At 58.4% G+C, this 13,661-nt stretch carries 9 protein-coding genes; 4 read left to right on the top strand and 5 right to left on the bottom strand.

Translation table 11 applies throughout. The annotated features are described in order from the left end of the window. Positions 1-446: 446 nt before the first annotated feature. Positions 447-815 carry a hypothetical protein gene (locus F7P80_RS04880; RefSeq protein WP_058879762.1) on the bottom strand — a complete coding sequence of 123 codons (369 nt, stop codon included), beginning with the start codon at positions 813-815 and terminating at the stop codon, positions 447-449. 277 nt (positions 816-1,092) lie between these two features. Here F7P80_RS04880 and F7P80_RS04875 point away from each other — a divergent pair, with 277 nt between their 5' ends. The 3 genes from F7P80_RS04875 (at position 1,093) to F7P80_RS04865 (ending at position 7,944) form a co-directional block, all read left to right on the top strand. Continuing rightward, positions 1,093-3,852: a response regulator gene (locus tag F7P80_RS04875; protein WP_170265338.1), complete on the top strand. Its 2,760-nt coding sequence runs from the start codon at positions 1,093-1,095 to the stop codon at positions 3,850-3,852. Positions 3,853-4,000: 148 nt separating this feature from the next. Continuing rightward, a complete protein-coding gene (locus F7P80_RS04870; protein ID WP_151043139.1) occupies positions 4,001-7,243 on the top strand; it encodes a hybrid sensor histidine kinase/response regulator in 3,243 nt (1,080 codons plus the stop codon). Between the two features lie 35 nt (positions 7,244-7,278). Continuing rightward, positions 7,279-7,944, top strand: a complete 666-nt coding sequence (locus F7P80_RS04865) for a response regulator (protein ID WP_151043137.1) — start codon at positions 7,279-7,281, stop codon at positions 7,942-7,944. 115 nt (positions 7,945-8,059) lie between these two features. Here F7P80_RS04865 and F7P80_RS04860 read toward each other — a convergent pair whose 3' ends face one another. Together F7P80_RS04860 and mutS are read right to left on the bottom strand one after the other, a co-directional pair. Further along, the gene (locus F7P80_RS04860; RefSeq protein WP_151043135.1) at positions 8,060-8,887 is read right to left on the bottom strand and encodes an alpha/beta fold hydrolase; all 828 of its coding nucleotides are present in this window, start codon (positions 8,885-8,887) and stop codon (positions 8,060-8,062) included. Between the two features lie 96 nt (positions 8,888-8,983). Further along, positions 8,984-11,578, bottom strand: a complete 2,595-nt coding sequence (mutS, locus tag F7P80_RS04855; protein ID WP_151043259.1) for a DNA mismatch repair protein MutS — start codon at positions 11,576-11,578, stop codon at positions 8,984-8,986. A gap of 285 nt (positions 11,579-11,863) precedes the next feature. On the opposite strand from mutS, the gene F7P80_RS04850 reads away from it, so the two are divergent. Then, entirely contained in the window at positions 11,864-12,262 is a 399-nt protein-coding gene (locus tag F7P80_RS04850) for a BLUF domain-containing protein (protein ID WP_170265337.1), read from the top strand. A gap of 7 nt (positions 12,263-12,269) precedes the next feature. On the opposite strand, the gene F7P80_RS04845 is transcribed toward F7P80_RS04850, so the two are convergent. Together F7P80_RS04845 and F7P80_RS04840 are read right to left on the bottom strand one after the other, a co-directional pair. Beyond that, complete coding sequence (locus tag F7P80_RS04845; protein ID WP_054066650.1) at positions 12,270-12,587, bottom strand: chaperone modulator CbpM; 318 nt, start codon at positions 12,585-12,587, stop codon at positions 12,270-12,272. Further along, positions 12,584-13,531 carry a DnaJ C-terminal domain-containing protein gene (locus F7P80_RS04840; RefSeq protein ID WP_151043131.1) on the bottom strand — a complete coding sequence of 316 codons (948 nt, stop codon included), beginning with the start codon at positions 13,529-13,531 and terminating at the stop codon, positions 12,584-12,586. The genes F7P80_RS04845 and F7P80_RS04840 overlap by 4 nt, the downstream gene beginning before the upstream one ends. Between the last annotated feature and the right edge of the window lie 130 nt (positions 13,532-13,661).

Here is a 13,661-nt window from a genome sequence, read left to right as displayed (position 1 = left end):
CAGCAGGCCCCTGAGTCAAAGGGCGTGGAGCATGGAATGCAGGGGGCTGCAGCAATTGCTGGCGGTGCAGCGATGCAAGGCGGTGCTGTCAAGGTGGGGCGATGGCTTTACATGCACCATCCATGCATGCCATCGGCAAAAAATGCAGACCTACTTCGAGGGACTGCGCAATGGCAGCTTGCTTTGATGGCCTGCTGACAGCCGCCCTGCATGCAGGTCTGCAGGTGTTGTGTGGCAGGTGTTGTGTATATGGTGTGCGCTTGCCCTTTGAGTGCGCTGGGCAAGCACCACTGCATCATCGGAATGTGTGTGTCTGCAGGGCTATGCATGTGCAGCGTCTGCAGCAGTGGGTCGCACAGACTTGGCGGGCAAGACTGTCGATCTTGGCGGTGGTGTCTGGCTATGACAGACCACAGGCGCGAGCTCTGGGGTACTACCAGTTCGACTCATTCCAGGTCAAAGGCCTGGCGCAGTGCATCACCAAAATCTGCGGTGCCTGAGAGGGTCAGGGTCACGGTGCCGTAGCCGCCAGGCTGTGGAGGCTCTGCATCCATCACGCCTTGTGCGGCCTGCCAGCGGATGCGCAGCGGGCGGCCACTGTCATCATCCTGGGCGCTGAGGTCGTAGTCCCAGTCACCACCTTCATCCAAGGGGCCGCGGCGGCCAAGATAGTCCTGGCTGGCCCAGTGCAGCACTTGCTGTACTTCGCCCAGCAGCGCTTGCCAGCGGCTGTCGGTCACGCTGGCCATGGCGTCCCAGGTGCCGTTGCCATCTTCGTCTTCGCTGTATTCAAAATCGAGGTAGTCGAGAGCCATTTGCTTGTTCCTTTGCAAAAAGAATAGCTATTGGCGCTGGCGTGAACTTGCTTTCAAAAGCAAAACACATGCAGGCCAAGGTTTTATAAGCGCAAGGCGCTTCTTTTTTTACAAGCACATGTGCATCTCAGCGTTCGCGGCCAAGCTGGATGAGCCGGTACCTACACACTTTAAGATTCTTCCGAACTTTTGCGGGAGGTGTGGTGCATAGCATCCACCAATGATTTTTCCGCTCAAGGAGGAAGCTCCGCGATCGCTGCGCTTGACGGTTCGCAAGATGACATGGCTGCCTGTTGTACTGCTCTACGGTATGACGGCGGCCGTGCTGTTGTGCCTAGGCGTGATGACAGTTTTTTATGGCTATTGGCTGATCGAGAAGAACAGTTCCCAGTACCGGCGGCAGATGAATGCCGCAGCCTATAGCACCCAGATATTTTTTGATCAGCGTGAGCAGCTCCTGCGTGCCACCGCGGCTTCGGTAGTGCCCAATCTGAAGAAGTTGTCTGCCAGTGAGATGCCCAGCCGCCTGGGGTCGTCACAGCAAATCCGGCTTTTCCCCTTGCGTGATGGTGCAGATCGCTTTCAGTGGTCGCTGGTCTTGATGCCTCGTGCTTTTGAGGCACTGGAGCAGGCGCAGGTAGAACTGGTCTACACCGCGATGGACACTGGTACTACCCAGATGGTGCTGAGGGATGAGCGGCCATCCTCTTTCACATTGAGTGAGCAGACGCAGCGCTGGATTCACGACAGGCTGTCTGCGCAGACAGGCCAGCTTCGCCCTGGCGAGGCTGCACCGGTGGTATGGCTTACCCCTCCCGGTACAACGGTGAAAAAGCTGTTCATGTATTTGCCGCTGGATGCTTCAGACCCACAAGCTGGCTGGCTGGGCATTGCCATTTCTGATATTGCTTCCCGGCTGGATTTTTCTCATCTGCATGGCAGCAGCTTTGCGCTGTATGCGCCTGATGGCCAGCCCATTGTGTTCGGTGCAGGCGCGCCACAGTCTGCTTATCTGGATCTCACTGAAGAAGATGGCTTTTCATCCGAGCCTGGGCACTCGTATTTGGAGTGCTTTGTGCTGAGCAAGTCGGTGGGGGATGCCGGCTGGCGTCTGCGCTACTTCATGCCACGTGACCAGCTGCTCAAGGATGTGCTGCCCAGGTGGAGTTGGGCATTCGGGCTGTTTGTGCTGGCACTGGTGGGTATCTGCAGCGGCAGCCGCCAGATTCACCGACGCATGCTGCAGCCTGCCAGCGCACATATGAAGCAGCTGGCAGAAAGTGTGGCATTGAACCACGCGCTGCTGCATGCCACGCCTGTTGGACTGGCGCTGGTGCGCCGCCGTGACCATGCCTTGCTGCTGTCCAATGCGCAGGGGCGTGACTGGCTGCCTGAGCAGTTGCTTCGCGCGCTGCCGCATGAATCGCTTTCCTCTTTTGAGCAGGAATGGCACCGTGAGGATGGCCAGGTGCTGCAGGTGACTTTGACCCCTTTGCGCTACGAGGGGGAGGCCGCAGTGCTGTGCACGCTCCACGATGTCACCAGACTCAAGCAGGCGGAGCAGAGCTTGATGGCGGCCAAGCAGGAGGCCGAGCTTGCATGCCAGGCCAAGACAGACTTTCTCACCACCATGAGCCACGAGATCCGCACGCCTTTGTACGGTGTGATGGGCTCGCTGGAGCTGCTTGCTCTGACATCGATCACCGCACAGCAGCGCCGCTATCTGGACGCATTGCAGCACTCATCGAATGCATTGCTGGCCACTGTGAACAACACGCTGGATCTGGCGCGCATTGAAGCCGGGCATCAGTCTCTGGAGCAGGCTCCGTTTTCCCCGCTGCAGCTGGTGGAGGAGGTGGTGTCCAGTTTCGCCATGCGTGCTGAGAGCAAGGGCTTGCAGCTGTATTGCATGGTGGATGCCTCGACCCCTGCGCGTGTGCTGGGGCATGTGCAGCTGGTGCGGCAGGTGCTTGATAACTTTGTCAACAATGCCATCAAGTTCACCGAGTCTGGCAGTGTTTTGCTGCGCCTGCACAGTGAGGCGACTGCACAAGAGCAGGTCGGCTTGCGGTTTCAGGTGATAGATACCGGAATTGGCATGACGGCGGAAAACGTGCAGCGTGTGTTTGAGCCTTACTTCAGGGTGGAAGGGGCGAATGCATTTCGCGGCACAGGTCTGGGATTGTCTATTTGCGCGCGCCTGGCTCAGGTGTTGCAGGCCAGGCTGAACGCCAAGAGCCAGCTGGGCGTAGGAACCTGCATGGAGCTGGAACTGCGTGTGCCAGTAGACCCAAGCAGCGAGACCGACGGTATGCCGCAACTGCTGGCAGCGCCTGTGTATGTGCGTGGGGGGGCTTCAGATGCTGTGGCTTTGACCTGTGCCTGGCTGAGGCGCTGGGGGGCCAAGGCCCTGCCGTATCGTGCGGATCTGCCCGAGCAGGAAGGGGCAGTCTTGCTGGAAACATGGCCACCTACGCAGTCCATCGCCGACTGGAGTGGCCCCAGAGTGCTGGCTCAACCTTTATCGCAGGCTGTGGAGCAGACATCTGCTGCAAACACCTGGCAGGTCAGTGCATACAGTTTGCTGGAGATGGGGCGTGCCATACAGATGGCGCAGGAGGCTGGGTTGCAGAGGGCGGACAGTGCAGCTGCAAAGCAGCCGGGGCATGTCCGAACACCTATGCATTTGCGTGTGCTGGTAGTGGAAGACCACCCTGTGACACGAATGATTCTGATCGAGCAGCTGCAGCAGCTTGGCTGCGAGGTGGAGTCTGTGCAGAACGGCAAAGAAGCCCTGCAACTGCAGAATATCATGAGCTTTGATTTGATCTTTACGGACTGGAATATGCCGATATTAAATGGGCTTGAAATGACCGCAGCCTTGAGAGGTCGTGGATACGGGCGCCCGATTATCTGTATGACCGCAGCCATGGCCGAAGCAACTGCGGTGCAGGGCAAGGCAGCAGGGGTGACAAAAATGGTGGGAAAACCTATGGCGATGCATGAGGTTATTAAGATTTTGCAGGATTTTGTCTAAGCGCTTTGACAGACAAGTCCTGTATTGCTGCGGTGCTTTTTCTGATATTTTTTGTTTTTTCTGAATAATTAAAACTATTGAATATGGGGCGCAGTTTCAAGCTGTATGTCAGATATATTCATGTCATTCGCTGGAAGCTACATAAAAGATGGACCAGGCACCGTTTGCACGATTGACACGAAATGCACGCTGGCAGACCTTGGCCCTGATGGGCTTGTTGCCCGTGGCCTTGCTGTTGCTGGGGGCTTTGCTATGGGGGGGCATGAGAGTCCTGGAGCAGGAAAGATCCCGTCTGGAGCTGGATTTCAATGCTTTGATCGCCTACCTGCAAGAGCAGGAGGACTTTCTGCACCAGCTGCAGCACCAGAGCGAAATGGTTCGCCGGGTACCTGTCGCGCAGGCTGCAGAGCTGAGAAAACTCCCTGCACCCAGTGGCTGGGATGTGCAGCTCTACGAAGGGCAGGAGTCGGCGGTTGATCTGCCGTTTACTTTTGCATGTGCACCATCCGCTGCCTGCCAGGGCTCCAACGCTACGGTGCTGTCGCTCGGCTCCTATCTGGCAAACTTTTACGCTACCTACTGGGCCTCTTCCTACTTTCCGGCAGCTGCCGTGTTCTTTGTGTCCCGCACAGAGGATCTCAGTCTGGGCGTGCCTGCCATTGGCGCATTTGCTGGCTATGAGCCCATCAGCGTGGACGTCTACCGCAGTACCACCCGTGTGGTTCGAGATGCCTTGCAAAGTGGTGATGTGCCCGTACGGGCCCACGATGCAGCCAGGGATGCATTGCATGCTCATGTCGATCCCAATGTGCAATGGTTTGCCATACCGGGTGCGCCGGAAAAAATGGTGGGGGTGCTGGCTGCAGGATTTCAGGAAGGACTGTGGTCGCGCCAAGGCACGTCGCCTGCAGATGTTTTTCTGGCCAGCCTGCTCAGCAGGGAACGCCTGAATGCCTTCAAACACCGTGGTCACAGCGGTGATGGCTATGCCTTCTGGCTGGCACACAGAGACCAGGGTGTGCTGATGGGAGAGGGGGGGCCGCCGGTGCAACACAGTCTGGGTCTATCGCTGCGTATGGATGGACTGGTCTGGAAAGGGCAGGACGCACGTGGCGACTGGACAGGCTCGGCGCTGGTGAGCTACCGCAGTTTCTTTTATAAAAACTGGTGGCTGCTGGCAGGCGGAGCGATGGTGATGCTGTGGCTGGTGATAGGCGGCATCTGGTACACACGCTGGTATAGACGTCATGTACTTGCGCCGGCGGAGGAAGCACAGCGCCAGATCATGGAAAGCGATGCCTTCAATCGCACCCTGGTGGAAACCGCTCCTGTCGGGCTTTGCGTGCTGCAAAGAGACACAGGTGCTGTGGTCTTCATCAACACGATTGCCCAGCGCTGGCTGGACCTCGCGCAAAGCAGCGCTGCAGGTGCAGGCATGGGCCAGCAGTTGAAGCACATCTGCAGCATGGGTGCCCCTGGCGTGTCACACGGTGCTTGGCAGGTAGCGGACAAGCACCTGTCCCTGGCCTATGCCCCTTCGGTCTACCGCGAGCAGCGGGTGATGGTGTGTGCCTTTATGGATATGACAGACCGCGTGCAGATTGAGCAGGAGCTGGCGCGGGCCAAACAGGCAGCGGATGAGGCCAGTGAAGCCAAGTCCATGTTTCTGTCGACCATGAGCCACGAAATTCGTACACCGCTGTACGGCTTGCAGGGTACGGTGGAGTTGCTGACATCGACCGAGATGGATGCACGCCAGCGCCTGTATGTGGGACGTATCCAGGAAGCATCGCAGTTGTTGCTGCAGCTGATCAGTGACATTCTGGACATGGGCAAGATTGAAGCGGGGCAGCTGAGCCTGGAGCTGACCACTTTCAGCCCGCGGGAGCTGGTGCAGAACTGTCTGCGCTCCTATGCAGGCATGGCGCAGCGCAAGGGCCTGCTGCTGTTCTCGTGTGTAGACCTAGACATTCCTGCACTGGTAGAGGGTGATGCAGTACGCATCCGCCAGATACTGAGCAATCTGGTGAGCAATGCCATCAAGTTCACGGATGTAGGGCGCGTGGCGGTTCAGGTGCACGCGCATCAGGTTGAGGCTGGCCGGGTGCAGATGCGCTTTGAGGTGTATGACACGGGCATCGGCATTGAAAAAGAGCAGCAGGGGCATTTGTTCCAGCCCTTCTTCATGGTCGAAGGCCGCGCACATACCGGGCAGGGGGCAGGCTTGGGACTGTCTATCTGTGAGCGTCTGGCCAAGCTGATGGATGCATCCATACATGTGCGCAGCGAATATCAGATTGGCAGCTGTTTTACGCTGGAGTTGCCGCTGAAGGTGCAGGCAGCACGTGCATCGCAGCAGCCAAATCTGAAGGGCTGCCAGGTGGTGGTTCGCACGCCACATGATGCCTTGAGCCGGAATCTGGCTGCATGGCTGCGCTTCTGGGGGGCAGAGGTTGAGGTTGCGGAAGATGGCAAAGATGCCTTGATGGCGCACCAGGAGGCCGCAGCGTGGATAGATCTGTTCATGCATCGCAGCAGCCAGCCTGCGCAGTGGACGGGGCTGTATCTGTGTCTGGACCCCATGCAGGAGCCCTCGTCACACCCGGAGATTGATGGCCAGAGTGTGCTGAGCATTGCGCAGGGCCTTGAACGTTTGCTGCTGAATGTGGCGCTCGTGCAGCAGGAGCTACTCACCCAGCGCCAGCTGGGCATGAAAGTGCTGGTAGCAGAGGACAACCCGATCAACCAGATGACGCTGCGTGATCAGCTGGAGCAGCTGGGGTGTCAGGTCACGCTGGCCGATGATGGGGAAGATGCGCTGGCGATGTGGGACATGGAGGCGCATGACGTGGTGCTGACCGATGTGAACATGCCGCGCATGAACGGCTATGAACTGGCGCGGACATTGCGGGCCGAAGGGGTGCGCAGCCCCATTGTGGGGATTACGGCCAATGCCATGCAGGATGAAAAGCAGCGCTGCCGCGACGCGGGCATGGATGTCTGCGTGGTCAAGCTCATCACACTGGATGCACTGGCCAAGCTTTTGCAGCAGTTCCAAGGGATTCATGCTGACGGTGTAACTGCTGATGTGGGGCAGGAGCCTGCTGGGGCGAAGGTCCAGGTTCCGGCGAAATACCGGCAGCTGTTTCTGGAAACCATGCTTCAGGATGTCGGCACCTTATCCGACGCCCTTAAGCAGGGTCAGGCTGACAAAGTCGTATATGCCGTGCACCGCATGAGTGGTGCCTTGGTGGATGTGGGGCATGTGGTGCTGGCGCAGCGACTGCAAAAACTTGAAGAATCACTCAAAGCGCATGGCCTGACTGACAGTGCGCAGTCTGATGTCGCCGATGTGCTGGAAGCACTGCATCAACTGCTCTCTGAGGTGTGACAGGGGAGAAAAATTTAAAGCATGGAATTTCAAAAATGGCTGTCAGTTCATTAAAAAAGCTACGCGTTTATTTGGCAGATGACCACCCCTTGACGTTGGCTGGGGTACAGGAGTTTTTAAGCCGGGATGTCAATATCGAAGTGGAGCAGGCAGTCTCCAACTCCAGTGAGCTGGTGCGTGCGCTCAGGGAATCTGTCCCGGATATTGTGATTACCGACTACACCATGCCAGGGGACAGCCAGTATGGGGATGGCATTCGCTTTGTGGAATATCTGGTGAGAAATTTTCCGGAAGCCAAAATTCTGGTGCTGACCATGGTCAGCAATCCCATGATTCTGGCTGAGCTGTACTCGGCTGGCGTGTGGGGTGTCCTGCTGAAGCACGAAAAACTCACGGAAATTACCGGCGCTATTTACAACGTGAGATTGGGCAATAAATATTACCCACAAAGCTATTCCAAGCAGGAGCAGGAAAGCGCCGGAAAAGACACGATGGAAGAAAAGGTCAACACCCTCTCGCCCAGAGAGTTTGAGGTGCTAAGACTTTTTGTTCGCGGAGAAGGTGTGGCACAAATTGCGCAGAATCTGAACCGAAGCGTGAAAACCGTGAGTACGCAAAAGCGCTCGGCCATGAAAAAACTGGGCGTGCAAACCGATCAGGATTTGATTGCATTTTGCGTAGAGCATGCCATGTTCAGTTAACCGGTTTTCCGCAGGAACGCTTGCACTATCTAAAAGTATAGCGGCTAGCGCTTGTCATTCAATAGTTTGAAAGTCATTTGTGCTTCAAACCCTTGATAGGTCAGCGCTAGCCGCTTCAGTTTTTGCGAAGGCTAGCCGCAATCTGCAAATTGCGCCACTGTGCTTCAATGGCGGCAGCGGTGGCCTCCGGGTGCTCCATGGGAAAGAGGTGGCTGCCTTCGAGCATCATGATGCGCCCGCGCGTGACCTTCTGTGTCATGTCCATGCCGACCTGCTTCATTTCTTTGGACTGCAGTCCGCCAATAAAACCCACAGGGCAGCGCAGCGGGTGCAGGTGCAGCAACTGGCCCAGGTTGTGGGGCAGGGTGTTGTAGATGGCGGTTTCTTCTTCGCGGCTAAAGAACAGGGTCAGGCGAGCGTCATCAGTAGGCGTCAAGCCATGCGTTACATAGTCCTGCAGCATCTGTGGGTGCCACCTGGCAAATGACTTCTTGCTTTGAAACAGCGCCAGCGCTTCCTCCCGCGTGTTCCAGATATTGCGGCGCTTGCGGCTGATCTTGCCGGGCGAGAGGCTATCTATCAGCTGGGTGCGCTTGGCCATTTCCAGTGACTTGGCGCGCCAGCCGTTGATCAGTGGTGAGTCCAGCATCAGCACGCCACTGGCCAGTGCCGGGTGCTGGGCGGCCAGCATCAGGCTGACAAATCCACCCAGTGAATGCCCCAGAAACAGCGCAGGCTGGCCCCAGCGCTGCACCAGTGGCTGGGTAAAGTCAGCGAGCTGCTGCACCAGATGCGGCCAGTTGCTGGTGACAGGGTAGCGTGCATCATGACCAAAGCGTTCCAGCGCTTGCACATCAAAGCCGCGCTCACGCAGCAGCGCAAACAGATAGCGGTAGGTGCCTGCGGGAAAGCTGTTGGCGTGGGCAAAGATCAGGGGCTGCATGGGGCAAAGAACGGGTGCTGCAAACGGACGCAAGAGCGTTGATTGTCAGCAGGCACCAGCTTTTGTCCATCACCCATGTGACGCAGGCTTGGTCTGTTAGCTGCGCTGTGCCAGCTTTTTGAGCTGATACAGCGCCTCCAGCGCCTCGCGCGGGCTGAGTGCATCGGGGTTGAGCTGCGCCAGTGCATCTTCCACGGGCGTGGCCTGCAAGGCAGATTCCGGCATGGGGGGCGCTGCAAACAGGTCCACCTGTGCCTTGTCGGCTTCGTCACGCGCTTCCAGCGCTTCCAGCGTGTGGCGTGCGTGGTTGAGCACTGCTGCAGGCATGCCGGCGAGCTTGGCGACCTGCACACCGTAGCTGCGCGAAGCAGGGCCGGGTTGAATCTCGTGCAGGAAGACAATGTCGCTGCCAGATTCGGCCGCGCCTACGTGCACATTCACCGCTGCCTTGGCCTTGGCGGGCAGCTCGGTCAGCTCAAAGTAGTGTGTGGCAAACAGGGTGAAAGCCTTGGTGCGGTCATGCAGCTGCATGGCAATGCCCGAAGCCAGTGCCAGCCCGTCAAAAGTGCTGGTGCCACGGCCGATTTCATCCATCAGCACCAGGGAGTGGGGCGTGGCAGCGTGCAGAATCTGCGCGGCCTCGGTCATTTCCATCATGAAGGTGGACTGGGCGTTGGCCAGATCGTCTGCCGCGCCAATACGCGTGTGGATGGCGTCAATCGGCCCCAGGCGACAGCCTGCAGCTGGCACATAGCTGCCCATGCTGGCCAGCAGCACGATGAGGGCCACCTGCCGCATATAGGTCGATTTACCGCCCATGTTCGGGCCGGTAATGATCTGCATGCGCGTATTCACATTCATGCGCGTGTGATTGGGGATGAAGCTGCCGCTGGATGTCTCCGCCATGCGCGCCTCCACCACAGGGTGGCGGCCTGCTTCAATCTCAATGCATGGCACGCTGGTGAACTCGGGCCTGCTCCAGTTCAGCGTGAGTGAACGCTCAGCCAGCGTGCACAGCACGTCCAGCGCTGCAATCGCTTGCGCCACGCGTGTGAGGCCCGGCACATGGGGCTGCAGCTGATCCAGCAGCTGCTCGTAGAGGAACTTCTCACGCTGCAGTGCACGCTCTTGTGCAGACAGGGCCTTGTCTTCGAACGCTTTGAGTTCGGGTGTGATGTAGCGCTCGCAGTTCTTGAGCGTCTGGCGGCGCTGGTAGTGCGCAGGCACCATGTCCTTATAGCTGTTCGTGACCTCGATGTAGAAGCCATGCACCTTGTTGAACTGCACGCGCAGATTGGGGATGTTGGTGAACAGCTTTTCCTTGGCTTCGAGTTCAAGCAGGAATTCATCGCAGTTTTCCTGAATGCCGCGCAGCTCGTCCAGCTCGGCATCAAAGCCGCGTGCAATCACGCCGCCATCGCGCACCAGAGCAGCAGGTTCTTCCATGATGGCGGCAGCCAGCAGATCGGCGCAACCTTCGGGTGGCAGCAGGTCCTGAAAAATTTGATTCAAATAGGCTGATGGAGCTTGTGGTGTCTGCGCAAGCAGCTGCGCTTTTTGCAGCGTTTTACCCAGTGCAACCAGCTCGCGCGGGCGCACCTGGCGCAGCGCCGTGCGTGCGGTGATGCGTTCCACGTCGCTCACACCCTTCAGTTCAGCACGCAGCGCCTGCCAGGGCATGGTGCCGCCCAGCGCATCGTTGCCGCGCAGTACATCGATGGCACCCAGGCGGGCCATGGGTTCAGCCCGGTCGCGCTTGGGCTCGAGCAGCCAGCTCTTGAGCAGGCGGCTGCCCATGCCGGTCATGCAGGTGTCCAGTAGCGAAAACAGCGTGGGGCTGTCTTCGCCACGCAAGGTTTTCACCAGCTCCAGATTGCGGCGCGTAGTGGGTGGCAGGTTGATCAGCTGGTCATCGCGCTGCACGCGGATGCTGTGGATGTGTGTGAGGTTGCGGCCTTGTGTGTGCTCCGCATAGCTGAGCAGCGCAGCGCTGGCAGCATGGGCCAGCGGCAGGTCTTCAGCCTCCCAGGCCTTGAGGCTGGATGCGCCCAGCAGCTCCAGCAGCTTGCGCTCACCCAGTCCCGTATCAAACTGCCAGTCAGGGCGTGGAGACAGGGGGCAGGCCACAGCGCCGCTGTGCTTGAGGGCGAACAGGTTTTGCTCAAAGCGCTCGGTCACGCCCGCGCTGTAGATCACTTCGCTGGGGCCAATGCGTGCCAGCCATTCGCCCAGTTCATCCTGCTCGCATTCCGCCATGTGGATGCGGCCTTGCGTGACGCTCATCCAGGCCAGACCGCAGCGCTGACGTCCTGCCGTGTGCAGGGCTAGCAGCATGGCTTCCTGCTTGTCGCTGAGCAGTTCGGTGTCCGTGAGCGTGCCAGGTGTGACCACGCGTACCACCTTGCGCTCCACAGGCCCCTTGCTGGCACCGACTTCACCGACCTGCTCGCAGATTGCAACCGATTCCCCCATCTTGATCAGGCGGCCCAGATAGCTTTCCAGTGCGTGAAAAGGCACGCCCGCCATTGCCACGGGAAAACCTGCCGACTGGCCGCGCGTGGTCAGCGTGATGTCCAGCAGACGTGCGGCTTTTTCGGCGTCCTCCCAGAAGACTTCATAAAAGTCACCCATGCGGTAGAGCACCAGGGTGTCGGGGTAGTCTTTTTTCAGGCGTATGTATTGCGCCATCATGGGAGTGTGGGACTCCAATGGGGCTTCAAAAGGCGAGGCAAAAGTCTGCACGCTGTTGTTGTTCGGGTTGTGCGTGGAAACGTCAGAGGTAGGCAAAACGAGGGTTCCTTGTGGTGGACGAGCGCTCAGGCATATGGCTCGTCGGGATCAAGTGTCAAATTATCCCGGATGCTCTGGGTGTATTGCATGCGCTAGGTAAACAGCCCGCTTGCAGGCAAGATGTTGCACCGATGCAGCTTTCAGAGCGCAGATAACCACGAAACAATGTCCTTGGAGGAGTTACCTGTGAGCCAGAACCTGTTGTGTTTTCTCTACCACAGCCAGATTGCACCGGATGCCCCGGTCAGCTGCGTGGCAGACATCGTCAAAACTGCTCGCAGTTTTAATCAGCAGCATGACATCACAGGCATGCTGATTTTTGATGGCATGTGCTTTGCGCAATATATTGAAGGTCCGGAACAGGCCATGGAGGGCTTGATCGCCCGCATTACAGAGGACCCAAGACACTGCCAGGTCGTGCCTATGCTGCATGCGCAGTTGCAGGGAGTGCGCCGGTTTGCGCGCTGGTCCATGGCCTATGCCTTCGTAGATGAGCAAGAGCCCATCGATGAACTGGCAGCGCTTCCTGCACAGGCTGCATTGCAGCATTTTGTGCAGATGCAGTCCATGCTGGATATCGCCTGAGAGCCTTTTAAGCCTTGATCTGCTTGCGCAGCTGGCGCACCTCTTCCATCAGGTCTGCCGTGAGAGCGGCCAGCTGCGGGTCTGCATCGAATATGCGTTCCAGATCTGCAATGCGCCGGGCACGGATGACGGTATGGGTGCTGAAGCGCCAGCTGGTGTGGGCGCTCAGATTCTGTGCATCGCAACCAGCGTCACACTGCAAAATGCCGGTGCTCACGCGTTCTATGACCCAGTGGCTGTCCATGCGGCAGGCCCGGGCCAGTTCTTCCAGGCTTAGCGCCTGAGCTTCCAGTACATCAGGTGGCGTGTAGAAGTGTGTGCTCATGCAGCTTCTCCTGTGCGTGGGTTGCGGCCCTCAAAAGCTTGTGACAGTGCTTCATAGGCTTGGCGTTGTGCATCGCTGAAGACAGGGGGGACGACGATCTGCAGCACCAGGTACAGATCACCGGGTTGCTTGCTGGGCAGTCCCTTGCCCTTGACCCTCAGCTTGCGCCCAGCCTGTGAGCCGGGTGGGATATGGATCTCCAGTGGCCCGGCCAGCGTGGCAAATTCCACGGGGCCGCCCAGCGCAGCTTCCCATGGGGCCAGGGGCAGCTGCTGGTAGACGTCCTTGCCCTGAGCATGCCAGCGCTTGTCATCCTTGAAGCGTACTTCCAGCAGCAGGTCGCCAGCTTCCCCTTTGCCATAGCCGGGAGCGCCTTGCCCTGCGAGCCGAATCATCTGGCCTTCATAGACGCCTTTCGGAATGGTGACCTGCAGCTCGCGTTCCACTTCCTGGGCGTGGCCGTGGGCATCGAGTTGTACGCTGCGCAGACGCAGCACGCGCATACCACCGTGGTAGCTGTCTGGTACTTCCAGCTCAATGCTGGAGTGCTGGTCCTGACCGCGCATGTCAGGTGGTGGCCCGCTGTGGCGACGCGCACGCTGGGCTCGGCCAAACAGTTCTTCAAAAAAGCTGCTGTAGTCTGTTTGCCCGTCGGCGTTGCTGTGCTGAAATTCCCAGCCCGGCGGAGGCTGAAAGCCGGAGCCATTGCCAGTGTGCTGCTGATAGCGGCTGGCATCGCCGAGTTCGTCATAGGCTTTGCGCTTTTCGGGGTCAGAGAGCACGGCGTTGGCTTCGTTGACCTCTGCCATCCTGGCCGCAGCGTCTGGCTCTTTGCTGATGTCCGGGTGGTATTTGCGTGCCAGCTTGCGAAATGCTTTTTTGATCTCTTCGGCGCTGGCATCCTTGGAGACTCCCAAAATCTTGTAGTAATCCTTGTATTCCACAACTGTCTCCTGCGTAGGTGGCGGTGAGCATGCATGGAACATGTTGGCGCGCTCGTGATGGCATGTCCATAGGACGGGGACTGCAAAAAAAGCATTGGACGCAAAAAAACCGCAAGGCTTTCGCGCTTGC

The organism is Comamonas kerstersii (assembly GCF_008801935.1).
Lineage (GTDB): Bacteria > Pseudomonadota > Gammaproteobacteria > Burkholderiales > Burkholderiaceae_C > Comamonas > Comamonas kerstersii.
Note: the sequence above shows the minus strand (reverse complement) of the source record. Positions and strands in the feature narration are given on the sequence as shown.

What these genes read in the sequence shown, in the direction of transcription:
- F7P80_RS04880 (WP_058879762.1), bottom strand. Translation starts at nt 815, where the DNA reads ATGGCTCTCGACTACCTCGATTTTGAATACAGCGAAGACGAAGATGGC.
- F7P80_RS04875 (WP_170265338.1), top strand. Translation starts at nt 1,093, where the DNA reads ATGACATGGCTGCCTGTTGTACTGCTCTACGGTATGACGGCGGCCGTG.
- F7P80_RS04870 (WP_151043139.1), top strand. Translation starts at nt 4,001, where the DNA reads ATGGACCAGGCACCGTTTGCACGATTGACACGAAATGCACGCTGGCAG.
- F7P80_RS04865 (WP_151043137.1), top strand. Translation starts at nt 7,279, where the DNA reads ATGGCTGTCAGTTCATTAAAAAAGCTACGCGTTTATTTGGCAGATGAC.
- F7P80_RS04860 (WP_151043135.1), bottom strand. Translation starts at nt 8,887, where the DNA reads ATGCAGCCCCTGATCTTTGCCCACGCCAACAGCTTTCCCGCAGGCACC.
- mutS (WP_151043259.1), bottom strand. Translation starts at nt 11,578, where the DNA reads ATGATGGCGCAATACATACGCCTGAAAAAAGACTACCCCGACACCCTG.
- F7P80_RS04845 (WP_054066650.1), bottom strand. Translation starts at nt 12,587, where the DNA reads ATGAGCACACACTTCTACACGCCACCTGATGTACTGGAAGCTCAGGCG.